This is a genomic window from Paenibacillus sp. OK060 (assembly GCF_900101205.1).
GTDB lineage: Bacteria > Bacillota > Bacilli > Paenibacillales > Paenibacillaceae > Paenibacillus > Paenibacillus marchantiae.
This window is the reverse complement of sequence record NZ_FNFR01000007.1, coordinates 216165-242688: the sequence shown is the minus strand read 5'-3', so window position 1 is coordinate 242688 and position 26524 is coordinate 216165. Positions and strand designations below refer to the sequence as shown.

24 protein-coding genes and 1 riboswitch are annotated in these 26524 nt (G+C 46.2%); of the genes, 5 read left to right on the top strand and 19 right to left on the bottom strand.

Translation table 11 applies throughout. The features are described 5' to 3' along the window. Positions 1-94 precede the first annotated feature (94 nt). The 12 genes from BLS14_RS24720 to BLS14_RS24665 all read right to left on the bottom strand — a co-directional run bounded on the left by BLS14_RS24720 (position 95) and on the right by BLS14_RS24665 (position 12821). Positions 95-1048: a 4-hydroxy-3-methylbut-2-enyl diphosphate reductase gene (locus BLS14_RS24720; protein WP_063564241.1), complete on the bottom strand. Its 954-nt coding sequence runs from the start codon at positions 1046-1048 to the stop codon at positions 95-97. 68 nt (positions 1049-1116) lie between these two features. Beyond that, on the bottom strand, positions 1117-2577 hold the full coding sequence (locus tag BLS14_RS24715) for a sensor histidine kinase (protein ID WP_090954466.1): 1461 nt from the start codon (positions 2575-2577) through the stop codon (positions 1117-1119). A 1-nt stretch (position 2578) separates the two neighbouring features. Next, a complete protein-coding gene (locus tag BLS14_RS24710; protein WP_063564239.1) occupies positions 2579-3268 on the bottom strand; it encodes a response regulator transcription factor in 690 nt (229 codons plus the stop codon). Between the two features lie 195 nt (positions 3269-3463). Continuing rightward, entirely contained in the window at positions 3464-5164 is a 1701-nt protein-coding gene (locus tag BLS14_RS24705) for a S1C family serine protease (protein WP_063564238.1), read from the bottom strand. Positions 5165-5312: 148 nt separating this feature from the next. After that, positions 5313-5975: a response regulator gene (locus BLS14_RS24700; protein WP_072734028.1), complete on the bottom strand. Its 663-nt coding sequence runs from the start codon at positions 5973-5975 to the stop codon at positions 5313-5315. Then, positions 5972-7009: a HAMP domain-containing sensor histidine kinase gene (locus BLS14_RS24695; RefSeq protein ID WP_175480806.1), complete on the bottom strand. Its 1038-nt coding sequence runs from the start codon at positions 7007-7009 to the stop codon at positions 5972-5974. Before BLS14_RS24695 ends, BLS14_RS24700 begins: the two co-directional genes overlap by 4 nt. Positions 7010-7012: 3 nt before the next feature. Continuing rightward, positions 7013-8083: a cell wall-active antibiotics response protein LiaF gene (gene liaF, locus BLS14_RS24690; protein WP_256336663.1), complete on the bottom strand. Its 1071-nt coding sequence runs from the start codon at positions 8081-8083 to the stop codon at positions 7013-7015. Positions 8084-8253: 170 nt separating this feature from the next. Then, on the bottom strand, positions 8254-8439 hold the full coding sequence (locus tag BLS14_RS24685; RefSeq protein ID WP_063564337.1) for a hypothetical protein: 186 nt from the start codon (positions 8437-8439) through the stop codon (positions 8254-8256). 115 nt (positions 8440-8554) lie between these two features. After that, entirely contained in the window at positions 8555-9088 is a 534-nt protein-coding gene (locus BLS14_RS33495) for a 3D domain-containing protein (protein ID WP_079696588.1), read from the bottom strand. 421 nt (positions 9089-9509) lie between these two features. Next, positions 9510-11447: a threonine--tRNA ligase gene (thrS, locus tag BLS14_RS24675; protein WP_079696550.1), complete on the bottom strand. Its 1938-nt coding sequence runs from the start codon at positions 11445-11447 to the stop codon at positions 9510-9512. Between the two features lie 5 nt (positions 11448-11452). Continuing rightward, positions 11453-11680 carry a hypothetical protein gene (locus BLS14_RS24670; RefSeq protein ID WP_063564233.1) on the bottom strand — a complete coding sequence of 76 codons (228 nt, stop codon included), beginning with the start codon at positions 11678-11680 and terminating at the stop codon, positions 11453-11455. A gap of 196 nt (positions 11681-11876) precedes the next feature. Next, positions 11877-12821, bottom strand: a complete 945-nt coding sequence (locus tag BLS14_RS24665) for a putative sporulation protein YtxC (protein ID WP_090954464.1) — start codon at positions 12819-12821, stop codon at positions 11877-11879. Between the two features lie 180 nt (positions 12822-13001). Between BLS14_RS24665 and BLS14_RS24660 the strand changes: the two genes are divergently transcribed. From BLS14_RS24660 to BLS14_RS24645, 4 genes are all read left to right on the top strand, one after another. After that, positions 13002-13406: a hypothetical protein gene (locus BLS14_RS24660; protein WP_063564231.1), complete on the top strand. Its 405-nt coding sequence runs from the start codon at positions 13002-13004 to the stop codon at positions 13404-13406. 312 nt (positions 13407-13718) lie between these two features. Continuing rightward, positions 13719-14213 carry a cation:proton antiporter regulatory subunit gene (locus BLS14_RS24655; protein ID WP_053780467.1) on the top strand — a complete coding sequence of 165 codons (495 nt, stop codon included), beginning with the start codon at positions 13719-13721 and terminating at the stop codon, positions 14211-14213. A 4-nt stretch (positions 14214-14217) separates the two neighbouring features. Next, a complete protein-coding gene (locus BLS14_RS24650; protein WP_063564230.1) occupies positions 14218-15456 on the top strand; it encodes a cation:proton antiporter in 1239 nt (412 codons plus the stop codon). Between the two features lie 114 nt (positions 15457-15570). Next, positions 15571-16476 carry a YitT family protein gene (locus BLS14_RS24645; RefSeq protein ID WP_063564229.1) on the top strand — a complete coding sequence of 302 codons (906 nt, stop codon included), beginning with the start codon at positions 15571-15573 and terminating at the stop codon, positions 16474-16476. Positions 16477-16753: 277 nt separating this feature from the next. On the opposite strand, the gene BLS14_RS24640 is transcribed toward BLS14_RS24645, so the two are convergent. The 6 genes from BLS14_RS24640 to metA form a co-directional block, all read right to left on the bottom strand. Further along, positions 16754-17767: a zinc-binding alcohol dehydrogenase family protein gene (locus tag BLS14_RS24640; RefSeq protein WP_090954462.1), complete on the bottom strand. Its 1014-nt coding sequence runs from the start codon at positions 17765-17767 to the stop codon at positions 16754-16756. Next, complete coding sequence (locus BLS14_RS24635; RefSeq protein WP_090954460.1) at positions 17764-18729, bottom strand: aldo/keto reductase; 966 nt, start codon at positions 18727-18729, stop codon at positions 17764-17766. Before BLS14_RS24635 ends, BLS14_RS24640 begins: the two co-directional genes overlap by 4 nt. Positions 18730-18980: 251 nt before the next feature. Then, positions 18981-20117 carry a cyclic dehypoxanthinyl futalosine synthase gene (mqnC, locus tag BLS14_RS24630; RefSeq protein ID WP_063564227.1) on the bottom strand — a complete coding sequence of 379 codons (1137 nt, stop codon included), beginning with the start codon at positions 20115-20117 and terminating at the stop codon, positions 18981-18983. Positions 20118-20362: 245 nt separating this feature from the next. Further along, on the bottom strand, positions 20363-21556 hold the full coding sequence (locus tag BLS14_RS24625; RefSeq protein WP_090954458.1) for a trans-sulfuration enzyme family protein: 1194 nt from the start codon (positions 21554-21556) through the stop codon (positions 20363-20365). Next, complete coding sequence (locus BLS14_RS24620) at positions 21549-22736, bottom strand: aminotransferase class I/II-fold pyridoxal phosphate-dependent enzyme (RefSeq protein ID WP_053780460.1); 1188 nt, start codon at positions 22734-22736, stop codon at positions 21549-21551. The genes BLS14_RS24625 and BLS14_RS24620 overlap by 8 nt, the downstream gene beginning before the upstream one ends. Before the next feature lie 24 nt (positions 22737-22760). Continuing rightward, on the bottom strand, positions 22761-23678 hold the full coding sequence (gene metA / locus BLS14_RS24615; RefSeq protein ID WP_063564335.1) for a homoserine O-acetyltransferase MetA: 918 nt from the start codon (positions 23676-23678) through the stop codon (positions 22761-22763). A gap of 234 nt (positions 23679-23912) precedes the next feature. Next, a riboswitch (SAM riboswitch) is annotated at positions 23913-24037 on the bottom strand. Positions 24038-24490: 453 nt separating this feature from the next. Between metA and corA the strand changes: the two genes are divergently transcribed. Continuing rightward, the gene (gene corA / locus BLS14_RS24610) at positions 24491-25426 is read left to right on the top strand and encodes a magnesium/cobalt transporter CorA (RefSeq protein WP_053780458.1); all 936 of its coding nucleotides are present in this window, start codon (positions 24491-24493) and stop codon (positions 25424-25426) included. 92 nt (positions 25427-25518) lie between these two features. Here corA and BLS14_RS24605 read toward each other — a convergent pair whose 3' ends face one another. After that, the gene (locus tag BLS14_RS24605; protein ID WP_063564225.1) at positions 25519-26520 is read right to left on the bottom strand and encodes an HRDC domain-containing protein; all 1002 of its coding nucleotides are present in this window, start codon (positions 26518-26520) and stop codon (positions 25519-25521) included. Between the last annotated feature and the right edge of the window lie 4 nt (positions 26521-26524).

Here is a 26524-nt window from a genome sequence, read left to right as displayed (position 1 = left end):
GTCAAGCCGACTCTTATCCCCTTAAAAAAAAGAATCCTGCAGTCAGTCACCGGATTTCGGCTCTGTACTGCAGGATTCTTATAATAATGTTTGTTTACGTTGTACGAGTCTTTTCCCTTACAGGAGGTAATAGCTTGCTCATATTCACCGTACGCTTGATTTCCCATGTTTCCGGCTTGTCATGTTCATATTGCTCCAGATACAGGATGACTTCCTTCGTGATCGGTGTTGGTGTAGATGCGCCCGAAGTAACCGCCACCTTATTCACACCTTTCAGCCATTCCTGCTGAATCTCAGCCACATCTGATACACGATATGCCGTTACACCCGCAATTTCCTCCGATACTTGTGCAAGTCGGTTGGAGTTATTACTGCGAGGATCACCGACAACAATGACCAGATCGGCTTGCCCTGCCTGTTCAGCAACAGCTTCCTGACGTACTTGGGTAGCCAAGCATATCTCATTATGAATTTCTGCGCCTGGATACTTCTCCAGAAGACGGCTCATAATGTGTTTAATGTCCCATTGGCTCATCGTTGTCTGATTCGTAATAAGGATTTTGCCGGGAGGTACGTTCAGTCCGTCAATCTCCTCTTCCTTCTCGATCAGATGAACATGATTGGGTGCAACACCAACCGCACCTTCAGGCTCTGGATGGCTCTTTTTCCCGATATAGATAATGTCATATCCTTCAGCCGTCTTCTCTCGAATAAGGTCATGGGTTTTGGTTACATCCGGACAAGTTGCATCCACTGTAGTCAAACCTTTATCACGTGCCATCTTGCGCACTTCCGGAGATACACCATGGGCAGTAAAGATCACTGTTCCGCTCTCTACTTGGCTCAAAATATCAATCCGGTTCGGTCCGTCCAGTGTAATAATGCCCTCATCTTCAAAAGAGTCCGTCACATGTTGGTTATGCACAATCATACCCAATATATAAATAGGCCGTGGTAGGTCCAGATTGCGTGCCGCCTGGCGCGCGAGCACCATCGCATCCACAACTCCATAACAATATCCCCGCGGCGAAATTCGCAGTACTTCCACTTGGTTGCCACCCGCTTTCTTTCTCGGCAAAGATAGCCGATGTAATTGCAGTCCTGTCTATTATAACCTTATTCGATAGGCGGAGCAAAGACAACCGGCAACCAAATGATAAAGGTCGTTCCTTCTCCACGTCTGGTTACAACCTCGACAGATCCTTGGTGTTCCTCAATGATCCACTTGGCGATCGACAGTCCCAGACCTATGCCTGGTGTGGCACCGCGCGACTCATCTGCCCGATAGAACCGGTCAAAGATAAATGGAACTTCATCCCGATCCATTCCGATGCCCGTATCACTGATGCGCAGTCCTACCTGACCTTTATAAAGTATTGCATCAAGCGTAACCGAGCCATCTGGAGTGTACTTGAAAGCATTCTCGATAAAAATAAACAACATTTGCTGCAAATAGTCCTTGCTGCCGTTCACATAAATGCCATTCAAAATCGATAGTTCACCTGGACGCCAGTCAGCCTGGTGATCAAGGAATTGCGATCTGCGAGCCACTTCCTGCACCAGAATCTGCAACGGGATCGGATTCAGTTCGATTTTCTGTCCTGTATCGGCTCTGGCCAAAGACAACATGTCACTGATCAGTCTGCTCATGCGTTTGCCTTCATCCGCCATGTCCTCTATCGCTTCAAGCGACATTTGTTTAACCGTTTCTTCGTCCAGATTCGGTCGGTCCGTGCTCTCCTGATCCCACAGCTTCTTAAGGAAGTCCACATTGCCACGGATCGTGGTCAGCGGTGTACGCAGCTCATGTGAAGCATCAGATACAAATCTGCGCTGAGCTTTATTCGTCTCCTCGAGCCCGCGGAATGACAGCTCTGTTCGTTCAAGCATATTATTAACTGTTTCAATCAGACGTCCAATCTCATCCTTAGGACCCGTGTATTGAATACGCACACTAAGGTCATCCCCGGACTGAATCTGATTAGCGGCATCAATCACATTGACGAGTGGACGCATCGATTTACGAGCCAGAATCAGACCCGAAGTAATGGCAAGCGCCATCGCTACAAGCCAGCCAAAGACCAGAATATTTCGCAGAGCCTCCAGCAATCGTTCCTGGGAACTAACATTGGCACCGACTTGAAGGAGCCCCCTTATTTCATTGGTCCCCTGAAGAGACAAGGGCTGTTGATTCACCAAGAAAGGGGTCCCATTGACATAGATCTTGGATATCCCACGCTTTTTCTGGATCTCATTGGATTTCACAACGGGAAATTGAATCTGAAGCTTCTCCATATTGCCTGAGATTTTACCAGATCTGCTCTGGTAGTCCCACAACTGGATGTATATCTGAGCTTCCTGAAGCTGACTTTCCGTAAAAGGGTCCAGGTCCAGCGACTGTGAGAGCGGATTGACACCGATCTGATTCGTTATTCGTTCACTTTTATCTTTCAGTTGCTGTTCCACTTCTTGATACGTATTAAAATAAACAAAAGCGTAGATCACAACTCCCCAAAAAATGAGCACGGCTGCCAAGATGCCTGAATACCACGCGGTTAATCTTAACCGAATGGACATGTCAGGAGTCACCCCTCAAAATATAGCCGGCTCCCCGGATCGTCTGGATCAAACGTTTGCCGCCGTATTCTTCGGTTTTTTGTCTGAGCATGGCAATATACACTTCGAGCACATTGGATTCACCACTGTAATCATAACCCCAGATTTTATCCATAATCAGATCACGGGACAGCACACGTTTCGGATTTTGCATGAACAGATTCAGCAATTCGAACTCCTTGGCAGTCAGTTCCAGACGCTGACCGTCACGCAACACCTCACGAGAATCATTATCCAGAATAATATCCTCATACATAAGTCGATTATCAGGCGTGTCTGCTATATCCGCTTTACGACGCAATAAGGCACGGACACGAGCCAACAGTTCTTCAAGCGCAAACGGCTTCACGAGATAATCATCTGCACCTGTATCGAGCCCAATTACCCGGCTCTGTACTTCATCTTTGGCAGTGAGCATTAGCACGGGCACTTTGCTCCCCGCTTCTCTGAGTCTGCGGCATACTTCAAACCCGTCAATTTGCGGCATCATGACATCAAGAACCACGATATCCGGCTCTTTATCCATCAGCTTACTGAGGCCCTCCGCCCCATTCGAAGCTGTCTGTACCTCATATCCTTCAAAAGCAAGTCCCCGCCGAAGCATGGAAACGATTTTTTCATCATCATCAACAATCAGAATAGTTGAGCGCATGGTCTTTCTCCTTTATCCCTTAACGTTTTAATCTTATTGTAACAGCCAAAAGCGCAATCTGCATCTTTCCAAACACCTTGTTGCTTTGCGAGTCAGACCTTGATGGAGTACAAACGAATATAGTGCAAAAAAAGCGAAAGGGCCCTCGAACCCTTCCGCTCTTCTAAACCTTATTCTATAACCCATAATTAAGCATTATGGTTGTTGTTGCTGTTGTTGATCCGTTGTTTGTGTAGTATCGTAATCATTTTTGTTGCCGATTTTGAGTTTCACATCCATTTTTTTGCCGTCCCGAACAACATTCAGTGTCACTTCACTGCCAATTTCCTGTTTCTTGATGAAATCAATCAAATCCTGACTTGTGCTGTACGCTGTACCATTGGCACCTGTGATGATGTCATAAGCACGCAGGTCTGCTTGGTAAGCAGGGGATTGATAGATCGTGCTGGCTACAACTGAACCTTCAGTGATATCCGTTCCCATCTGTTTAGCCACTTCAGGCGTAAGGGCCATCAGAGATGCACCAATGAACGGTACGGGCTCTTTGGGAACTTCTTTATTTTCTTTCAAATATTTAACCGCATCCGAGATTACACTCGAAGGAATGGCAAACCCAATACCCTGGGCATCCGCGCTAACCGCAACGTTCATACCAATGACTTCACCATTCAGGTTAAGCAATGGTCCACCGGAGTTACCAGGATTGATGGAAGCATCCGTTTGTAACAAGTGGCTGTACTCACGAGTTTTGCCGGTTTCTTCGTCCGGAATGCTGATGGTACGTTCTTTCGCACTCAACACACCTGCAGTAACTGTATGTTCAAATCCTTCCGGGTTACCAATAGCTACAAGCCATTCACCAACTTGAGTACTGTTAGAATCGCCCAGTGGAGCGACAGGGAAAGCATCATCGCCACTGTTTTTCTCAATTTTCAATACGGCAAGGTCAAGGTCGAAGCTGCTTCCCAGCAATTTTGCTTCATACGGTTTGCTGTTGTTCTCCAGCGTTACCTGAATCACATCTGCACCCTGAACCACGTGTTGGTTCGTCAGGATGTAGCCTTCTTTGTCAAAAATAAATCCGGAACCAATGCCGAGTGGAACCAACTGATTGCTGCTTTGTTGCTGTTGCTGCTGATTATTTTGGCCTTGGTAGCTATCTGTTCCACCATTACTTCCGTTACCAAAGAAGTATTGGTACAATGGATCGCTCATCGTAGAACCACCCTGGCTGCTGCTGCGTGTAGACTGCTTGGCAAGTGTTTCGATTTTGACGACAGCCGGACTTGTACTGGTTACTACAGAGGATACATCCTCTTTGCCCGTTGGCAGTAATGACGCTGTCACGTTATTGCTGCTGCCTGAGTTAGTAGGAGAAGATGACTGACTGGAGCTTTCATTGTCTGCACTTGTCAGCGCTTCCTGTGGTGTAAACATGTTTGTTCTGTCCGCTGTATACATCAGCACTGTAATGACCAGCATCCCGGCGATGAAAGAGAACAGGAGCGATCTTACGGAAGAACGTGGCCGACGGTTATTATAATTCCAATTCCCATTGTTCTTGCCGCCGTTCCCCTGATCTCCTCCGTTGCCTGAACCATTGCCGCCGCCCCCTCTGGAGGACGTATTAGCTTGATCAGATGATTCGTTATTGTAATTACTGTAGTAAGTAGGTACGGGCTTCACGGGTTCAGGTCTTGTAATCTCTACATTTCCTTCTTCACGTTGATTATGTTCCCCATTATGACTTGCTGTATCTTCCTGATTCACGGACTGAAAAGGTCCGTAAGAATAATAATAGGAGGAATCGTCCGTCCCTGATGAATTGCGATTCTCCGCTTGTTTAGTTTCATTTTCCTCGTCTTGACGGTTCGCTCTGTAATTACGTTCGTCCATGCCTCTCTACCTCCCAATCTCTTCTTCGCAAGAGATATTCTTTAACTGTCCTTATTTTGTACTTTAAACCTTAACCGTACCTTAAAAACAATTAAAAAGGAGATAAAAGCACGCTGTTATAGAACATTTTTCCCGCCAAATCTGCATTCTAACCCTTATTCTTCACCCAGCCCTGACGATGAGCGTAGATTGCCAGCTGTGTCCGATCGTCCATTTCACATTTCATCAGCAGATTGCTCACATGAGTTTTGACGGTTTTGATACTAATATGTAGTTCTTCCCCGATGTCCTTATTGGTCTTGCCCTCTGCAATCAGCAAAAGCACTTCCTTTTCCCGTTCCGTCAGGCCGGATTCGTTCTCTCTTGCTGTGCGCTGCCTGATGCCACGGGTCAATGCCTGTGATACGTCGCCTGTCATTACAGGCATACCTCGGTATGCTCCTTGCAGAGCGTAGATCAACTCTTCAGCAGATACTGTCTTCAGCACATAACTGACCGCACCGGCTTCAATCGCTTGTACCACAAGGTCATCCTCCAGAAAACTGGTCAGCATCACAATTTTCATCCCCGGAAATTCGGTCATAATCGCTTGTGTCGCTTCCGCGCCATTCATTACCGGCATCATCAAGTCCATCAGGATCAGGTCAGGCAGTTCGTTTTCTCCCAGCTTGCGCAGCTGATTCAATGCATCCTGTCCGTTACCCGCTTCCCCCATCACATGAAATGTAGGCTCCAGCATAAGATACGTTTTTAACCCCATCCGCACCATATCATGATCATCCACAATCATTACATTTATTATTCCGCTCATTCCGTTTCCCCCTCTGGTTCTTTCGGGAATTTCGGGATGAATACCCGCACCGTCGTCCCCGCTCCCGGCTTCGATATAATCTGAACCTGACCCCCAAGCTTCTCTGCCCGTTCACGCATCGTTGATAACCCGTATGAACCAGGACGTTCTGCTTGCTGTAAAAACCCTTGACCATCATCGCTAATGCTCATGCTGATCTGATGTTCACTCTCTCGTATGGACAGGCTGACCAGACCCGCTTCCGCATGTTTGACCACATTAGCGACCGCTTCCTGAATAACAAGAAACAGCTGGTGCTCGATGGCATCGGAAATTCCGCCATCCAGTTCCAGCTCTTTCACTCCTTTTAAACCATTCTGCCTGCAATAATCCGGGAACCAGCTATCCAGCGCTTCGCCAAGATTCCTTCCCTCCAACTCCACTGGGCGAAGCTGAGCGATAAGCCCGCGCATCTGCCGCTGTGCGATATGGGACATCTGAATAAGTTGATCCAGCACTTTGCTGCCATGCTCTGGATTCATCTCCAGCAAACGTGGTAAGGAAGAAGCCGACATATGCATGGCAAAAAGCTGCTGGCTGACCGTATCATGCAAATCTCTTGCCATCCGTTTGCGTTCTTCAATCACAGCGCGTTCGGATGCCTGTTCCTTTTCAATGACTTCCTGCTCACCAAGCCGCTGAAGCAATCTCATTTTTTTCTCAATCGAATCCATCATGACATTGAATTCCTGATATACCCGTCCGAAGGAGGCATCATCTGCCTCAGGCATACGAACGGCAAGATTGCCCTTGGACACTTTCAGCATGTTGAGATCCAGAAGATCAATCTTGCGTTGAAGCCGCAGAGCGGCAATATATCCCGTGATTATGGTAGCCAGGAGAACAACTGCAACATAGGTCCACGCACGCTGACGCCCTGTTCCCATCAGCACTTCCCCGTATAGCAAGTAAAACCCGCCCAAAGTAATGAGTCCGGTCAGCGCAAAATACATCATCAGTTCCCACTTATTTGCTTTGAGAATCGTTCGAATCATGCGTTAACCCACCTTGTTCACTTTGACATCTCCAATAAACACACTAACAACAATCCGTACTTTTTTTCCAGCTTCGCGATAATGCGCCGTTTCAGCCTGAGCACTGCTTAGGAATCCACCCCGTTTTTGATTTAACAGCGACATGTCCCCAATAAACGAGTTCGTCGTCACGGTCACACCCAGATCCATATCTTCCGGTACAAATACCTTCACATCCCCGATAAAAGAGGAAATGTTAATCTTCGTCTCACCGTAAGGTATCTGTGCCTTCGTCAAATCAATCACCGTATCGCCAATAAATGCCGAAATGTTCATCGGTTTCAGGGAGAACACTTCCTGTCCCATATACATATCACCGATAAATGCCGATTTGTTAATCGTATTCCCGTGGTCATCATAATAATTCGAATCATCATCATAGTGGTCATCATCAAATGTTCCATATGCCTTTTTATTTGAACCGTAACCTTTATGCTTGTGATGATGATGTTGATGTTTATGATGATGTTGATGTTTATGATGGTGTTGATGTCCGTGTGATTTATCGTCCGCCTTATCTGTATAAAAAGAGCCATGCGAATCATTTTTTTGTTCCTGTTTCGGTTTGCCAAATGTTTTCTCGAACTGTTCGTCAAACGAAGATGGCATTTCCAGGTCCTCAGGGGACAATGGCTTATAAGGTGGCTCCGGCGGTGGAGGCGGTTGCACTTGGTCATGATGTTTCCGGTCACGACGACGAGGTCCGATCAGAACGAACAATCCCCCACCAATCAGCATCACTGGAATTAAGTAGCGAATGAACTCACCCATGGAGTAATCGATCCATCCCAGATTGCGTGCCAAGAAGTAACCACCAATCGCCAGTACAATGGCAGGCCCAATCAATGCATGACTCCCGTTGCGCCGAATTTCGGTTATACCTTTTACACCCCACCAAATCAAAAATAACGGCCAATATGTTCTGAACATGTATCCGATATCTATGTCATATCCCAATTGCCTGAACAATATTATTGCGCCAATCGCAATAAGAGGAATGCCAACCCACCAGCGGTCCCGCGTAGATCGTTTCATCGCTCATGTCTCCTTTGTCTGTATTCTGTATCCAGTTTACATCAGACAAGGATTGGTTAACAGCGGCGGCAGATGGAATTGATCTCAGTCTCCAGACCGAGACGGAAGGGTATTTATGTAAAATATTAAAAACACCCTGGAGAAATTCTCCAAGGTGTCTGTGCATTGATTTACTTTTGTGATTTGCCTGTGTTCTCAGTACCGAACTCAGCATTGTATTTTTCATCAGGTGTTTGGAAGTTATCCTTCACTTTGTTTTGGTGCGATTGTTTCACTTTGCTTGCTGCATTCTCTTCTCCAAACTCTGCATTGTACTTCTCGTTTGGCGTTTGTGAACCTTGAGATTTCTTAGCCACGACGATCACCTCTCTCTTCATATTTACATTGCATGTCTGCAACGCGGGGTTCGTCCCCAGAGAGTATTATGTGAAGAGTGCGCGTGCGTTATTCATGTATTAAAATTCATCATCATTATACGGCCTTGTCCAGCCATGAATCGGGTACGGATTTGTACACATCAATGGCTTCCGATAATTCTTCCAGCATTTTTTCAGTGCATTTTCCAGCACCTTGTTTGATCACCTGTACTTCGACGTCCTTTTTGCCCCATTCTTTATACACTTGCTTTGTTGTAGGGAAATAAAGATCAATTTTATTGCCCTTGATCGCCGAGCCCGTATCTGCAACGATGCCGTAACCGTAACCGGGAATATATAAAATAGAACCCAGTGGGAACAGCTTCGGATCAGCTGCAATCGTTGAGACCGTTTCTTTATCACGGCGCACCTTTACACCTGAATACGTGATTCCGTATTGAGGATGTTTTGGGCCTTTTCCGGTTGATTCCACACCTGCAGTGTATCCGGTAGCAGTCACTTTATGCGTGTCCAACACCTGTTCTGTACGCGGAGCGAGCACCGGCATGGATGGGTCAACTCCAGTCTGCTTCTCCGGAACTTCCGGCCGTGGAATAACAATAGGCTGTGGAGACCATAAAAACCCCATATAGACCAAGGTTGTGAGTTGAGCCTGATCGCTGTATTCATAAACTGCCGTTTCAGAATGTACGCCTTCAAGCTCTCCTGAAGTTTCGCTGTGCTGATTCTCCACATACATGACTTCATTTTCCTCTTCGAAGGTATATGCTTCTACCTGATTCCAGCCCAAGACTACTCCGGCGAACATTACACAACAAGAGATGATTAACCTTATGTTTTTCTTTTGAATTAAGAATTGCTTTTTCATTATAGAACCTCCCCCTTACTGCAAAGGTTTTCCAAAATGAAAAAATTCTATACTTTTCACCTATTAAGGCTTTTAAACCGGATGTCAGAAAACCAGAAAACAAAAAAAAAACCGTCTGAACCCTTGGATTTACTCCAATATGATTCAAACGGTTTTCTATTATAGAACCCACAATTCAGGATTACACCAGTCTTGTTGCAATCTCTTCTTTGAGCTGGGCTACAATTTCGTCCACAGGTTTCATGCCGAGGTCGCCTTCTCCACGTTTCCGCACAGATACACCCTCTGCATTACGTTCATTTTCACCAACGACGAACATGTAAGGCATTTTCTCAAGCTGTGCTTCACGAATTTTATAACCAAGCTTCTCGTTACGCAGATCCGCTTCAGCAGAGATGCCTGCACGTTTCAGTTTCGCTTCCACTTCACGTGCGTAGTCGTCGAAGTTGCCGGATACAGGAATAACCTTCGCCTGTACAGGAGACAACCACAGTGGCAGAGCCCCTGCAAAGTTCTCCAGCAAGAATGCAGTGAAACGCTCCATCGTACTGATTACACCGCGGTGGATAACGACCGGACGATGTTTCTGCCCATCATCTCCCACATATTCAAGCTCAAACCGCTCTGGTAAGAGGAAGTCCAATTGAACGGTAGACAATGTCTCTTCTTTGCCCAGTGCTGTCTTGATCTGAACATCCAGTTTTGGACCATAGAATGCCGCTTCGCCTTCTGCTTCATAGAATGGAAGGTTGAGTTCTTCCACAACTTCACGGAGCATGCGTTGGGACATCTCCCACATCTCGTCATTCTGGAAGTATTTCTCGGTATCCTGAGGATCGCGATAGGACAGACGGAAACGATATTCGTGAATGCCGAAATCTTTATAAACCGTTTGAATTAGCTCAATAACACGAGCGAACTCTTCCTTGATCTGATCCGGGCGTGCGAATATGTGAGAGTCGTTCAGCGTCATCGCACGTACACGATGCAGACCTGTCAACGCGCCCGACATTTCGTAACGATGCATCATGCCAAGCTCGGCAATCCGGATCGGCAGATCACGGTAGCTGTGCATGCTGGACTTGTACACCATCATGTGGTGAGGACAGTTCATTGGACGAAGAACGAGTTCTTCATTGTCCATAACCATTTTCGGGAACATGTCATCCTGATAGTGCTCCCAGTGACCTGATGTTTTGTACAATTCAACATTACCCAGCACCGGTGTGTACACATGCTGATATCCGAGGCTCTCTTCCAAATCCACGATATAACGCTCCAACGTCCGGCGCAGCTTGGCACCATTAGGCAACCAGATTGGCAGACCTTGTCCAACCAGTTGGGAGAATGTGAAGATTTCGAGTTCCTTACCCAGTTTACGGTGATCCCGTTTACGAGCTTCTTCCAGGAAGTGCAAATGCTCATCAAGCTGTGCTTTTTTCACAAAAGCTGTACCGTAAATACGTTGCAGCATTTTGTTTTTGCTGTCTCCACGCCAGTAAGCACCGGCAACATTCATCAGTTTGAATACTTTGATTTTGCTGGTGGATGGTACGTGTGGTCCACGACACAAGTCGAAGAATTCACCTTGCTCATAAATAGTGATAACACTGTCTTCTGGTAAGTCACGAATCAATTCGAGCTTGTAAGGATCGCCCACTTCTCCGAAGATTTTGATCGCTTCCTCGCGGCTAACTTCCTTACGTACAATCGGCAAGTTCTCATTAACAATACGTTCCATTTCCTTCTCGATCTTTTGCAGATCTTCGGGATTGAGAGGTTGTTCCAGATCCATATCATAGTAGAAACCATCTTCAATGACAGGACCAACGCCGAGATGTACCTCTTTGTTTCCATATAAACGCTTCACAGCTTGAGCGAGCAAGTGAGCTGTACTATGACGCATCACTTCCAGGCCTTCTGGTGAATCCAGTGTTACGATCTCCACCAATGCTCCCTCTTGAAGTGTTGTGGACAAGTCCACCACGATTCCATCCAGTTTGCCGGCTACGGCATTTTTGCGAAGTCCGCTGCTGATCGAAGCGGCCACATCTTCAATGCTGCTTCCGTCGGCATACTCACGAACCGAACCATCGGGTAGTTTAATGTTAACTGCCATTTGTCTCATTCCTCCTGTAAATTCAACCTCTGTCCATACATGATCATGGATGGATAATCTATTGCTGTTCCTGCAATTTTTGCAAAGGAACGCAAAAAACACCCGTCCCGGCAAAGGGACGAGTGTTGTATACTCTCGTGGTTCCACCCTAATTCAGCTGCTTCATCCGTATTGGAAGTACAGCCCTCATTGGCATGACGGTAACGGGCATGACCCGGCATATCCTTACTCATGGATGACTACCTGTATTATAGAGGCAATATTTATATCCATTTTCAAAACTGCAGCTACAAAGGGGTAAACCAAACGTGGCATCCGGAGGAAATTTCAGCCTAGTTCCCTCTCTCTGCACTGACCGTGCGTATGGTTCTTGTCTTTGTCAACGCTTTTGTTTATTGTTCCATAACAACCTCAAATAAATATCATGGATCAACAGTTATTATAATTGCCGATATCACTTGCGTCAAGACCTATCAACAATCCGGAGCGCAGCACTTCACACTCAGGGCAATGATGGCATAATTGCACCTTGTCTTCAAAGATCTGACGGATCGTAGAGATGATAGGCAGATCTGGAGTGCGTGTATGCAGCATGACCTTTTCAGGCGAGATGGAGATCAGCGTACTCACGATCATGTCTTCGATATCCATTTCCAATTCAAGTCCAGGCATCTCTACAACGACCTGTTCATCCTTTTGTACGGGCAGCACATTAAGCGCAGCATCCAATACTTGAAATTCATGCAAACCTTTGTGTATCAAATGTACAAGAGGTACTTTCGCCTCCTGAAAGAACACAAAATATTTGAGTAGCCCCATAAACTCTTCATATTGACGATCCATCCAGAATTCATCCAGCGCATATTCTACCAGCTCATGAAGTTCCTGCTTATATGGCCGAATCCGGAAATTAAGAATGCCTTCAAGATGAAAAAAATGCACCTCTTCCAAATCTTGCTTCAAACCATTGGCCAAAGTGGTACGGCGACGCTCGCGCAGGCCTGGCTGATCCAAGTCACCATTGAATAATAAAGGCATGCAAATCCGATTTACCTTCTCCACCTCATGTTCATCCATGACTGAGCAGGCCTTTGAGATCATCTCTTCCACCATAATACGTTCACGTGTATCCATGATGTAATCTGCAAGTCCAGTGGCAAGCAAATCACTGATCTGAGGCAGCCACTGCTGGAAGTCAGCGTGATTCTCATTGCCTCTGCATACCCAGGCCGCTCTTCCGTCATTATGTTTGAAGGTGAGCCGAAATCCTCTTTTGCTTATATGTAAACCTTTGGTTTTTTCCTTCACACAACGATAAAATTGATCCGCTTCCTCCTGCCCTGATACATCGGTCCATACGGCGAACAGTTCCATAAGAATCACTCCTTTCCTTCCTGTTCAAAGTATATGGCAAGGCTGATAGGGATATACGAAGCGGATTGATGGAAAGCGTGTCATGATTTCTCAGTATATTATCAATCTGTTTGGAGTTAAGACAAAAATGTGTTATTATTTTTATAACAGTATGTTTCACGGAAAAGGGGGGAAGCCAAAATGAGACAACAACCAAGAATACTCCGTTACGCTTTTATTATCATTTTGTGCGTATTCCAAGCGTTGTCCTTCCCTATTCCGATGCAGTCGGAATCCGCTGTCGAGGTAACCGTTGAGACGACTTCCAACAAGGAAGTGCTTGTCCACACATTGGAGTCTCAGCAGAAACCTGCCATTCGCAAATACCCACAAGTCATGTCGAAGTTGATTGCGGTCACGCATAACAAACCTGTCTTTCTTGTGCTCGCTTTGTTGCTAATGCTGCGAATTCCTACACCGCGTCTACCCTTTAAACCGTTGATTTGTCTGTTTAAACGCAGATTATTTCTGCTACCCATCAAATTCACCAGTATGTATGTATCTCCCACCCCTATAGCACCAAAATACGTGAACGCTCTTAACTAGCCTTTACACCGTATTTTAGGTTGCTTTGCATGGAGACACCTCTGTCTGATAGACGGTGTGCTTGTGCATAACTTTTAACCCTTTTAGCAAATGTTAGATATCGATCAGCCTCATTGGCAACACCTATTTGTTAGCATCTATTTTGTTATCCCCATTTTCATTAAAAATTCACAACACAAGGCTGTGTGTCAGGAGTCCCTGGCTCTGTTTACCCGCATCATTTAATGTTCCTAAGTTCAGCTGTTCATTCTATTTTCGGGAAATAAGCCTGTCTTCTGTGGCCAGCCCTCAATTTAAGGAGGCATACTATCCATGGATGTACGCGAAACAGATTTGCCGGGAATCGGCAAGAAATTTCAGATTGAAACGAGCAGTGGAGATAAAATTATTGTCATTATTCACGATGACGGTCGCCGGGAAATGTACCATTTTGAGTACGATGATCCAGACCAAAGCATCTCCATGATTACACTTGATGACTATGAAGCAAGACAGATTGCTGCCATCGTTGGTGGATTGACCTATAAACCAAAGCAGCTTGAAAATATTGAAGTAACGTTTGACGATCTGATTATTGAATGGTACAAAATCGAGCCATCCTACGGATGTATCGGTAAATCTATTGGTGAACTGGACGTACGTCAAAACTCAGGGGCAACGGTTATTGCCGTTGTAGAGAAGAATCACAAAAAACATATCAGCCCCGGTCCGGAGGTCGTGATTAGTGCAGAGTCCACGGTAGTAGCCGTTGGCGAACGCAATCAGCAGAAACTGTTTAAATCCCTCCTCCTGACTGGAAGGGGGTAAATAGATGGATCATTTGATATTCGAAGTAGGTCTGGCCCTTGTGCTCATTGCGGCAGCCGGCCTTTTATCGGCAAAACTAAGATTTTCGGTCGTTCCGTTTTATATTCTGATCGGGATGGCTGTTGGGCCACATGCTATGAAAATCTGGCATCTGGACTTCCGTTTCATTGAAAGTCAGCCGTTTATTGAGTTTATGGGCCGCATTGGTATTCTCTTCCTGCTCTTCTATCTAGGGCTGGAATTCTCGGTTGGTCGTTTGATCAAATCGGGTAAATCCATTGCAGTCGGCGGGTCTATCTATATTGGGATTAACTTCACGCTGGGATTAATATTCGGTTTTATGTCCGGTTTCCCAGTTGCAGAAGCACTTATTATCGCAGGTATAACTACCATCTCTTCCAGTGCCATCGTGGCCAAGGTACTCGTGGATTTGAAACGAACGGCCAATCCTGAAACAGAGATGATATTGGGTATTATTATGTTCGAAGATGTATTCCTCGCTGTATATATCTCGATCTTGTCCGGACTTGTGCTTAGTGATTCATCCTCCATCGGAGGCGTCATCATGTCCGCACTTATTGCTCTCGGATTCATGCTTATCGTGATTATCCTTGGACGCAAAGCAACACCGCTACTAAACAAATTGCTTAAAATTCGATCGAATGAGCTATTCTCTCTCGTTGTATTCGGAGCCTTGTTCCTGGTAGCCGGCTTCTCTGAAACCATTCATGTTGCCGAAGCGATTGGTGCATTACTGGTTGGTCTGGTGCTTGCTGAAACAGAACACGCGAAACGGATTGAGCACTTGATTCTACCGTTCCGTGACTTCTTCGGAGCAATCTTCTTCTTCAGCTTTGGATTGTCCATTGATCCGTTGTCCTTGGGTGGCGAAGCCGTATGGTTAGCTCTGATTGCAGTTGTTATTACATTGTTCGGTAACTTCCTGGCAGGTATGATGGCCGGACGCAGTGCAGGACTATCGCCCAAAGCATCGGCGAATATTGGATTAACCATTGTGTCACGGGGTGAATTTTCCATCATCTTGGCCAACATGGGTAAAGCCGGAGGACTGTTGCCAATGATTCAACCGTTTGCCGCGCTCTATGTCCTAATTCTGGCCATTCTGGGTCCTTTATTAACCAAAGAGTCCAAACATGTATTCCGTTTATTGGATAAAATATTCAAGTTCAAGGATCCTCGGAAAAAGAAAGAAGAACCAAAGGTTCTGCAGAAAGAAGGATAATTCCTTATGTCTGTACAGAACAGACACACTAACGTACTTCGCGGCTCTTATGCCGATCTTTCTGTGACTAACCCAGGGAGAATGGCTCGAAAGCCGCACTAAGGAGGATGACCTATGAAAGCACCTCTGATATCGGCTAATCCGGTGCCACAAACCGCCAAGACCAGATTATCATCTGCCCGTCGCATGTTGAATTTATTGTTTGTAATCGCGGGTGGAATTCTGGCCTCCGTGGGACTTGAATTGTTTCTACATCCCAATAAGATCATTATTGGAGGCATTACAGGTATCTCTTCGTTGTTCGCCCACTGGACCGAAATGAGGATTGGTTTGTTCCTGTTTTTGTTCAACGTTCCGTTTATCTTTCTGTCCTATAGACTCGTGCAAAAGAAATTCGTACTGGTCACTGTTCTGGGTTTGGTTGTCTTTTCGATTGGTGCCATTGTGCTTCATCCCATGCCGCCGCTTGTCGAGCACCCGCTGGCTGCCGCCATGTTTGGCGGATTATGTCTCGGTCTAGGAATCGGTCTAGTCGTGCGGTATGGTGGGACACTGGATACGCTGGAAATCGGTGATCCGTCCTCCCGTCCACCTGAACGTGTATTTAGCGGGAAACGGATGCTTATCGAAAAAATAATCATGCTGCTCAACTTGTTGATTCTAACCGCCGCTGGTGTTGTCTTCGGTTGGGATCAAGCGATGTACTCGGTAATTGCTTATCTCATTGCATATGAAATGGTGTATATTGCATTCCGCGGATTCACAGCTAAGCGCAAAATATGTATTTTAACTACACAAAGCGCTCAAGTTGAAAAAGCCATCCGTAAACGGCTGCGCCGTGAACCTGGAACATTGGCTGCTTCAACGGATCCAGGGCATCCAGCTGTCGCTGAAGGTTGGATCCAACACGTTCCGGGAGCGCTCTACTATGAGATTCATTTCCTCGAAATGATCTGGCTCAAATCCATTGTGCGTCATATTGATCCACATGCAGGTATTGTGACAAATCCGGAAAAATAATAGCTCATGTAAGTTGAACTAAAGATATTTACACTGACACTACGATGACAGAACAACCTTCCAATCGCTGTTATCCCCAGATTTTTTCGATTCCCTTTTCTGAAGGGAAAAATCCGGGGATAAAGGCGAACGCTTCGCTTTTTCAGGTTTTTTCTGTCCTCTTCGTTATCGTGTAATTTTAATTCAACTTACAAAAAACGCTCTCTTCCCTTATGGATGGACAGTATTGTCCAGTAAGGTCAGAGAGCGTTTTTTTTGTTATCAGACTTACTTGTTATTATAGCTCAACGATGGCTTTGACTACATGTGAATCTGGCAATAACCATTGATCTATTGCAATAGGTAACTCATCAAATTCCACTCGGTGTGTGATATACCCATCCATGCTTAATTTCTTTTGACGCAAGGTCGACAGGACTTGTTCAAAATCTTCACGGGTTGCGTTTCGACTGCCCAAGATACTCATCTCCCGCTTGTGAAATTCGGGGTCATGAAAGGTAACATCCGCTTTCACCAGTCCCACGAAAATAAGTTGACCACTATGAGCAACATATTGAAGCGCCTCATTCATCGAATTCACGTTACCTGTTGCATCGAAGACAGCTGTAGCATAGTCGCCTCCCGTAATTTCAGCCACTTGTTGTACAGAATGTTCATTGGCCTGTACCAGGTCATCCGCTCCAGCCCAAGTCCGGCTAAGCTCCAGCCTGTCCAGATTACGATCAACGGCAATAACACGCGCCCCCGCCTGTCTGGCAAATGCCATCACACCCAATCCAATGGGGCCAGCTCCAATCACAACCACATGCTCACCATACTTGATTCCCGCTCTTCTGACGGCATGGGCTCCAATGCTTAATGGTTCTACCATTGCCGTCTCATCCAGCGTCAAACCTTCTGCTGAGAGCAGATGTGAGACAGGCACGCTGATTTTTTCTCTCATGCCTCCGTCTACGTGCACACCCATGACTTGCATGGACGCACAACAATTGGTTTTTCCACTGCGACATGCAATACAGAGACCGCAGTGCAGATACGGAATAATACTTACCTGATCCCCAGGCTGTAATCCTGCCTCGTTCGGACCGATTTCTTCAATAACAGCCGCCAGTTCATGACCCAGAACACGAGGATAGGTAAAGAATGGCTGATTGCCTCTGTATGCATGCAGATCTGTGCCGCAGATACCAATTCGTCGGATAGTAACCAACGCCTGATTCTCGGTTCTTTCGGGTTCAGCTATGTCTCGCAACGCCAAACGATTTATTTCTTCACATATAACTGCTCTCATTCCTGTTCCCCCTTCGATGATGCTTGTGACTTCATGTTATATTCAGGACGGCCGCTGGCCCAGCTCTCATTATGAACCGGAGCCAGGATTCGGAGCACCTCCGATAACAGTTCCTGGTCTAATGGTTCCTCAATCCAGGCTGCATTGTTGCGGATATTATGTTCACTTGCACTGCTGACCAGTGTCGTTGGAATCCGTTCATTGGCTGTTGCAAACTGCACGGCAAGCTTCGCAATATCGCTGCCCTGTTCCGCGCAGAACCGCGCCGCTTGCAGGCAGACCTGCTTCACGCGATCATCTGCCGGGTGCCAGGCAGGAGCTCCTCTTGTGCTTAATAAGCCCATAGAAAGAGGCGAAGCATTCACAAGGCCAACTTCTTTATTTTCCAAAAGGGGCAGCAAGGACAGTAGTGAAGTATCATTTAATGCATAATGACAGTAGGAAATGATAGCGTCAGCATCAATCTGTGGCAACACTGTTTCGAATAACGGCAGCGGTAAGCCACAAATCCCTGCATGGCGAATGACTCCCTGCTCCTTTAGGCGGAGTAAGGTTGGGAAAGCTTCTTCAATAATAATATCGGCCGGGACAAACTCGATGTCATGCAAGAACAGGATGTCGATATAATCGGTATGCAGTCGATCCAGACTCTCTTGTACACTATCATGTATCCGCTTACGCGAAAAATCAAATGCATTCTCCCCATAACGTCCAGCCTTGGTCGACAACGTAAACGAGCTACGTGGCAAACTACGGATGGCTTCTCCAAGGACCGATTCAGCCTTCGTTAATCCATAATAGGGCGAAACATCTATATAGTTCATCCCTGCATCTACAGCGGCGTGAACCGTACGGACACCCTCACCTCGGTCAATATCACGAAATACTGAACCTAGAGAGGATGCTCCAAAGCTCAGTACAGGTACTTCCAATTCCGTCTTCCCAAGTCTTCTTGTTTTCATCGGCCTGCCCCTTCCCAGCATGTCTGCTTACTCACGTGTCCTTTCATTGTAACAGTTGAATTTCAAACTAAAATATCGCCAAATGCGTAATATGTACTGTTTGATGATCTGTGAATAATCGCTTGGTGTGAAGTGAAATTAAAAAGTCCGCCGATTCCCCCTTAAAGAGTAATCAACGGACTTCATATCCAAACTGACTGAATGATTCTTATCCATTCAATTCATCAGCGTGATGTACTATAAAATAAATATTAGTTCTGCATTACAAAATCTTGTTGAATGGCATTATTCTCATCAAACGTCCGCAGGATGTCATATCTTGTGTTACGCTGTGCCGGAATATAACCGGACTCCCGAATCAGTTGCGTAATGGAACCAATGTTGACTTTGTACGTTGCGCCTGCAGCAGATACCACGTTCTCTTCAATCATGGTGCTACCAAAGTCATTGCAGCCAAATTCGAGTGATTTTTTGCCGACTTCAGGTCCCATCGTTACCCATGAGGATTGAATGTTTTTGATGTTGTCCAACACCAGTCGACTGATCGCTACCGTCTTCAGGTACTCTTCTGGCGTCTGACGCTCCAGCTTCAGGTTTGTATTATCTGGTTGGAATGTCCAAGGAATGAACGCCAGGAATCCTTCGGAATCATACTTGTTCGCAATGCACTCATCCTGAGCTTCACGTACACGAAGCAGGTGCAGTGCGCGCTCTTCCATCGTTTCACCAAGGCCGATAACCATCGTTGCCGTTGTGTTCATACCGATACGGTGAGCTGTCTGCATAACGTCCATCCAATCGCGCCATGAACCTTTCAAACGGCTGATTTTGCGGCGTGTACGGTCATCCAGGATTTCCGCACCACCACCAGGCAGAGAATCGAGTCCCGCTTCGTGAATTGCACGTACAACCTCTTCCAAAGTAAGACCGTCGGACACTTCAACCATTTTCATAATTTCAGCTGGCGAGAAGGAGTGCATCGTAATATTAGGGAAACGCTCCTTGATCGCTTTGAGCAGGTCAGTGTAATAGCTAAACGGCAGATTCGGATTCGTTCCGCCTTGCATCAAAATCTCGGTACCATTTACGTCTTCGGTTTCTTGAATCTTCTGGAAAATGACTTCATCGGGAAGTACATATCCTTCGTCAGAGCCAGGTCTGCGGTAGAAAGCACAAAAACGGCAGTACACATCACACACGTTCGTGTAGTTGACGTTACGCCCAATTACAAATGTTCTGTATGGTTCGGGGTGCATGCGTTTTACAATCACATTGGCGGCGGCCCCGATTTTGTCTACTTCATTTGATTCAAACAGCTGAATCGTGTCTTCCAAGTCCAAACGTTCGCCCCGAAGGGCTTTATCTAAGATACGGTCTACCGTACTCATCGTAAAAAAGCCTCCCTCATGAAGAGAAAATATAATCACGATCCGTCCCAACTTGCTCATATAGATGAAAGTTTTGGTGGCAACATCGCATTTCTGTACTCCACATATCGTAACACAGGTTACATGTGAAAAAAAGCACCTTATGAGAAGGTGCTTTAAAAATTAATAAAAATGTTTACATATGCTATCTAATTTCATTTCTTTTTCAGCGGGCTCTAACACCCGTGTTTCAATACGGTTCGATCCTACGAGTCCTGAAGTGCCTGATCCAGATCTGCAATCAGGTCATCGATGTCTTCCAGACCTACAGAGAAGCGCAGTAATCCGTCAGTTATACCCCGATCACGGCGAACCTCAGCCGGCATAGCCGCATGAGACATCATCGCAGGATAAGACAAGATACTTTCAACCGCACCCAAACTCACGGCAACAATTGGCAATTTCACACGATTAAGTACTGCCTTGGCCCGATCGCCTGAACCAACGTCAAATGACACGACTGCCCCGTATCCGCTTGACTGACGTTCATGAGCTTCACGGCCGGGATGATCCAGCAGCCCCGGATAAAATACAGCCGTAATATCACTGCGTCCACTAAGCCATGCAGCCAGCTTCGCTGTGCTCTGTTCACTGTGTGCCATACGCGCACCCAAGGTTTTCATACCACGCATCAGCAGCCAGGATTCCTGAGCCCCGAGCACGGTTCCAAGTCCATTCTGCAATTGTTTTAGCTGTGTACCCAATGAATCCGTACTAGCAACGGCTAAACCTGCCAGCACATCACTGTGTCCGCCAAGAAACTTGGTCGCACTATGTACGACAATATCCACCCCGAGCTCAATCGGACGTTGGTAATAAGGCGTCATGAAGGTGTTATCAAGAATGGAGATTAACTCATGTTCCTGTGCCCAGGAGGTGACTGCAGCAATATCCGTGATCCGAAGTGTCGGGTTGGATGGTGTTTCCATATAGACTGCCTTCGTATTCGGTTTGAGCGCTGCCTTCACTTCATCAATATTGGTCATATCCACAAAGGTAGTCTCAATCTGCATCCGGCTCAGAATGGAAGTAAGCAGTCGATACGTTCCTCCATATACATCTTCCGTCACAATCATGTGATCGCCTGCCGAGAACATCATGAACACACTGGAGATGGCAGCCATGCCTGAGGAATAGGCAAATCCGCGTGCCCCACCCTCCAATAATGTAATGTAATCCTCCAATGCCTGACGAGTCGGGTTACCGGAACGACTATAATCATGTTGAGGTGGATTAAAAATATCAAAATGATGGAATGTGGAGGCCTGGTAAATTGGCACACTGGAAGCCCCGGTGGTTTTATCGATTTCATCACCGAAATGCAGCAGCTTGGTATCGAACTTCAGGTCGGAATGAACATTCCGTTCATGATTGTTGGCATTATTGTTTTGCTCACTCATGATGCGTTCCCCCTTCTATCTCCTGCTGTGCAGCTGTGAGTGCATTGCCCAGATCGGCAATCAGATCTTCGGCGTGCTCGATCCCTACAGAGAAGCGCAACAGACGGTCATCTACACCTACCGCGTCACGAATTTCAATCGGAATATCCGCATGGGTCTGTACCGCAGGATAAGTCATCAATGACTCTACACCCCCGAGGCTTTCCGCAAAAGCAATCAGTTTGATGTGACGAAGCAACGGTTCAACATAACGAGCATCCTTTACTTTGAAAGAGAAAATGCCTGTATTTCCACTGGATTGTTTATTCTGTATTTCAAATCCGGGATGATCCGACAAACCAGGATGATACACTTCATTAACGGCTGGGTGCTCCAAAAGGTACTTGGCAATCGTCAAAGCATTATACTCATGCCGCTCCATACGAAGAGCGAGTGTCTTCATGCCTTTCATCAGCTGATAGGAGTCGCTTGGAGACAACACTGCTCCAATAGAATTGTGCAGGAATGCCATTTCGGCCGACAATTCTTCCCCTTTGGTAATAATTAATCCGGCAAGTACATCATTATGACCACCCAGATACTTCGTGGCACTATGGATGATGATATCAGCACCGAGTTCAATTGGACGCTGGAAGAATGGAGTCAGTAGTGTATTATCCACAATGGTCAGCAAGTTATGGCTCTTGGCCCAGGAGCATACCGCTTCCACATCCGTAATCATCATTAGTGGATTGGTTGGTGTCTCAATAAATACCGCTTTTGTATTCGGCTGACGAATACTTTCCAGAGCTGCCAGGTCATTGGTATCTACGTAACTTGCCGTCACACCAAATCGAGACAGGATGCGTTCAAGCAAACGATACGTTCCGCCGTACAGATCCAGCGATACAATCAGATGATCCCCTTGTCCAAATAAAGCGAAAATCGTTTGCAAAGCAGCCATGCCGGAGCTACAAGCAAAACCTGCATCACCGGATTCCAACGCTGCCGCTGCTTCTTCCAACACTTTACGGGTTGGATTGGTCGTACGAATATAATCAAATCCCGTGCTTTGTCCAAGCTTTGGGTGGCGAAACGCAGTGGATTGATAGATCGGAAAATTAATGGCGCCCGTTACCGGTTCATTGATAGACCCAATTTGGGCCAATCGACTTTCGATTTTCAACTTATTGTCTTCCATTGCAGCATCCTCCTGTAATGTCGATTAGATTTGCGGACCAATATCGTAAGGTGTCTCTTGATACACATAGTAATTGAGCCAATTAGAGAATAATAAGTTTGCATGTGCCCGCCAAGTGGCCGGGGGAACACGGGAAGGATCGTCATTCGGGAAATAATGTCTAGGCAGCGCAATGTCCATGCCTTTAGCTGCATCACGGTCATATTCCCATTTCAATGAAAGAGGGTCATACTCAGCATGTCCGGTTGCAAAAATCTGTTTGCCGTCTTTGGTAGCAACCAGGAAAATACCCGCTTCCTCAGATTCAGCCAATATCTCAAGGTTTTCGTTTTTTTCAATATCTTCACGTCGCACTTCCGTATGGCGGGAATGCGGGACGTTGAATACTTCATCAAATCCGCGCAGCAACTGCACATTGGATCTGTTGATCGTATGTGAGAATACGCCAAAACATTTTTCATCCAGCGGAACTTTGGGAACTCCAAAATGATGGTATAAACCCGCTTGGGAAGCCCAACATATATGCATGGTCGAAGTCACATTGGTTTTGGTCCATTCGAAGATCTCCTGGATTTCTTTCCAATAGTTCACGTCTTCAAAGTCCATTTGCTCTACAGGAGCGCCTGTAATGATCATGCCGTCAAAACGGCGGTGTTCAATCTCATCAAAGGTTTTGTAGAACAAGTCCAAATATTCCTGGGAAGTATTCTTGGACGTATGAGACTTCGGATGAACCAGAACGATATCTACCTGAATTGGTGTGTTACCCACCAGACGAAGCAATTGTGTTTCTGTCGTTTCCTTTGTGGGCATCAGGTTTAATATAGCGATACGTAGTGGACGAATGTCCTGCTGGTAAGCAGATGTCTCGTCCATGACAAAGATGTTCTCTCCTGCAAGTACTTCCTTGGCAGGCAGTGTGTCTGGAATTTTGATTGGCATGGTGTTTCTAACTCCTCCTTGTGCATAAATAGATGCAGCCACTGCGGAATCGATACGATTCGCATCCGTACAGTTATAGGCTGCCATGAGCTTGCCTGCAGGCGCTGAATTGCAACCACATTGCTGGCGGCAAGCTCAAGTTCCTTAGCGAAAATCACTGCTGAGAAGTCGGTGCATATAACAAAGACCTTCCTCGGATTCCGAGAAAGGTCATATGTAAATAGATATGCGCCTCTCTCATCTCTCAGTTACAACAGTGTCACTTGGACACTTGGTCGCTGCAAGAATTAGCACCGTGCGGTATACCGCCGGTTGCCGGGTTTCATCGGGCCAGTCCCTCCACCTACTCTTGATAAGATTTCGCTTTATTCAATTGTAAATACTAGTGTGGTTCACCTTTTACTTTAAGACATTAATCCCCTCACGTCAAGGTGTAGTTCAATGTCTGTTCCTCAGGATCGGAACCGTTCATCATCCGTTGTCATACACTGCTCCAGGGCGCGAAATCGACACATTTTTGCGCTTGAAAGGACCCTGTACCAGCGGTATACTAGACAAGTGTTATAAACCCTTATGTGAGAGGTGACATATTCAATGGATGGCGACCCGAGGCCTGACTGGCAGCCGAATTCCGACAAACTGCATAGAGAATTGATATCAGCATGCCGGCAGCGGGACGTTACTTCCCTTTGATTATAGAGCGAACGCAGTCCTGACTTCCAGGCTCCGCTGCCGACCGGCTGATCTGTTCTTTTTGCGCCCATATTGATGAAATCCGCCCATTTGGCGGGTGCAGAAGGAGTAGATGAATAATGAAAATCCGGTTGGTAAATAACGGTGTATTTATTCCGGTGGACGACATTCAGCAGGCGCTGACTCCACCAGCGGAGGGGTTTTACTGGATTGATGCGGACGTAGACGATTTGGCGGTACTTCAACCGCTGTTCATGATGCATGATCTGGCCGTGGAAGACTGTTTGAGTGACGAAGAACAACGTCCGAAGATTGAAATTTATGAGAGCCATTATTTTATTGTTATTAATAGCATTCGTTTTGATGATGAAGAGATTTTTTTACGTGCCGTCAACTTGTTCCTTGGCAGACACTTTATTATCAGTGTGACCAAACAGAAAGTCAGCGAATTGCGGACATTGAAACCGATCCTATGGGAACAGGAAATCAGTACGCCGGATAAGCTACTGTACCTGTTGGTTGACTTAATTGTTGATAATTACTTTACCGTCGGTGACCGAATTGAAGCGCGTATCGAGAAGCTAGAAGAAGACATTCTGATGCACACCAAGAAGTCTCATCTGAATGAGATTATCGGGTTGCGCAGTGAGATTCTGTGGCTGAAGAAAGTGCTTGGACCTCAGAAAGAGGTCATTAACACACTCAATAAAAAAGATCTGCGTCTTATTGATGATCAACTGCAAAAGTATTTCAGTGACATTTATGAGAATGCTGTGAAAATATCCGAAACCTTTGAGACTTATCGCGACCTGATGGGGAACTTACGAGAAGCTTACCAATCCAGTATCGCCAACCGGGCGAATGAAATCATGCGTGTGTTCACCGCCATTACCACGGTGTTCATGCCGCTGACCGTTATCACTGGCATCTATGGGATGAACTTCACGAACATGCCTGAGTTGGACTGGAAATATGGTTATTTCGTGGTTATTGGCCTAATGGTTACGCTGGGCCTAAGCATGTTCTTTATTTTCCGCAAAAAGGATTGGGTTTGAAATAGCAAAAGACGAAGCGCTCCACTTTTGGAGACGCTTCGTCTTTTTTTATAATTAGTTTATTGTATGACAACTAACGTCCTATTTCCAATCTAGCCTGCATTCTGCTCCGTCTCTGTGTGACGACGAAACCGGATGCGAATCATGCGCAGTCTTTCGTAGACCTGCTCCAGATTGCTCCCGCCAGGCTTCTCTTCTCCATACACCTTATGTAACACGGGCTTCAGAAACGTATCTCCCAGCTCCTCGTAGGCGCTCCATACCGCCTCTTGCTCCTCTTCGGGCATGACAGCAAGCTCCGCATCGAGTAGACAATCTGTGTCATACCCCTCCAAATCCAGTGCCTCTAACAGTTCAATTAGCTCCCGACGGGACAATCCGGAACGATTCACGATCTCCTCTAACGTATATCCTTCTTTCATCCCTTCAAGTACCTGCTTCCGTGTGGTAAATCTGTCTAGCTCCTGCTTGTATTTCTGCTCTCTCTGTTTGTACAACCAGCTCTCATATTCTTGTTCCTTCAGAACCGAGTACACCCACTCTAGCGGAAAAGATGTGGAACGTTCCAGTCCATTCGTAAGCTCCAACCATTCAGCTCCGTACTCGGAAGCCTTGCTCTCTCCTACGCCAGGCAGTTGCATCAATTCATCGATGGTTTGTGGAACAAATGCACTGATCATGCGTAACAACCGGTTCGTTGCAATAAAATAGGGGGCCTTCCGGTCAGACGCTGCTCTCTTCCTGCGCCATATGCATAGGTCCATATACAGCCCCTCATTGCCATATAATTCACTGTAACAATGAAGACGTTGACCGCCATAACTGCGCGACTTCAAATCATCATTTTCGTGAAACATACCCTGCAGCAACGGACGATATCCTTCGCCCATCTGTATGGCTAACTGATGACGATAAACATGTAACAGCTCGTCCCACGAACTGCCAGCATACCAGATGTCATCCGTTCGATCTCCTTCTTCATATCGGCTCCATCCCAGATGCCACGCTCCTTCTTCTTCACCGATCCACAACTGCGCATGCTCTTCATTCTGACCTGACATTCTGGATAATCTGTTCATGAAAATGACTTCCATTTCT

Bases quoted from the DNA above. Each gene is read 5' to 3' on its own strand.
- BLS14_RS24715 (WP_090954466.1), bottom strand. From the start codon at position 2,577: ATGTCCATTCGGTTAAGATTAACCGCGTGGTATTCAGGCATCTTGGCA.
- BLS14_RS24710 (WP_063564239.1), bottom strand. From the start codon at position 3,268: ATGCGCTCAACTATTCTGATTGTTGATGATGATGAAAAAATCGTTTCC.
- BLS14_RS24705 (WP_063564238.1), bottom strand. From the start codon at position 5,164: ATGGACGAACGTAATTACAGAGCGAACCGTCAAGACGAGGAAAATGAA.
- BLS14_RS24700 (WP_072734028.1), bottom strand. From the start codon at position 5,975: ATGAGCGGAATAATAAATGTAATGATTGTGGATGATCATGATATGGTG.
- BLS14_RS24695 (WP_175480806.1), bottom strand. From the start codon at position 7,009: ATGATTCGAACGATTCTCAAAGCAAATAAGTGGGAACTGATGATGTAT.
- liaF (WP_256336663.1), bottom strand. From the start codon at position 8,083: ATGAAACGATCTACGCGGGACCGCTGGTGGGTTGGCATTCCTCTTATT.
- BLS14_RS33495 (WP_079696588.1), bottom strand. From the start codon at position 9,088: ATGGGGTTTTTATGGTCTCCACAGCCTATTGTTATTCCACGGCCGGAA.
- thrS (WP_079696550.1), bottom strand. From the start codon at position 11,447: ATGGCAGTTAACATTAAACTACCCGATGGTTCGGTTCGTGAGTATGCC.
- BLS14_RS24670 (WP_063564233.1), bottom strand. From the start codon at position 11,680: ATGAGTAAGGATATGCCGGGTCATGCCCGTTACCGTCATGCCAATGAG.
- BLS14_RS24665 (WP_090954464.1), bottom strand. From the start codon at position 12,821: ATGGAACTGTTCGCCGTATGGACCGATGTATCAGGGCAGGAGGAAGCG.
- BLS14_RS24660 (WP_063564231.1), top strand. From the start codon at position 13,002: ATGAGACAACAACCAAGAATACTCCGTTACGCTTTTATTATCATTTTG.
- BLS14_RS24655 (WP_053780467.1), top strand. From the start codon at position 13,719: ATGGATGTACGCGAAACAGATTTGCCGGGAATCGGCAAGAAATTTCAG.
- BLS14_RS24650 (WP_063564230.1), top strand. From the start codon at position 14,218: ATGGATCATTTGATATTCGAAGTAGGTCTGGCCCTTGTGCTCATTGCG.
- BLS14_RS24645 (WP_063564229.1), top strand. From the start codon at position 15,571: ATGAAAGCACCTCTGATATCGGCTAATCCGGTGCCACAAACCGCCAAG.
- BLS14_RS24640 (WP_090954462.1), bottom strand. From the start codon at position 17,767: ATGAGAGCAGTTATATGTGAAGAAATAAATCGTTTGGCGTTGCGAGAC.
- BLS14_RS24635 (WP_090954460.1), bottom strand. From the start codon at position 18,729: ATGAAAACAAGAAGACTTGGGAAGACGGAATTGGAAGTACCTGTACTG.
- mqnC (WP_063564227.1), bottom strand. From the start codon at position 20,117: ATGAGTACGGTAGACCGTATCTTAGATAAAGCCCTTCGGGGCGAACGT.
- BLS14_RS24625 (WP_090954458.1), bottom strand. From the start codon at position 21,556: ATGAGTGAGCAAAACAATAATGCCAACAATCATGAACGGAATGTTCAT.
- BLS14_RS24620 (WP_053780460.1), bottom strand. From the start codon at position 22,736: ATGGAAGACAATAAGTTGAAAATCGAAAGTCGATTGGCCCAAATTGGG.
- metA (WP_063564335.1), bottom strand. From the start codon at position 23,678: ATGCCAATCAAAATTCCAGACACACTGCCTGCCAAGGAAGTACTTGCA.
- corA (WP_053780458.1), top strand. From the start codon at position 24,491: ATGAAAATCCGGTTGGTAAATAACGGTGTATTTATTCCGGTGGACGAC.
- BLS14_RS24605 (WP_063564225.1), bottom strand. From the start codon at position 26,520: ATGGAAGTCATTTTCATGAACAGATTATCCAGAATGTCAGGTCAGAAT.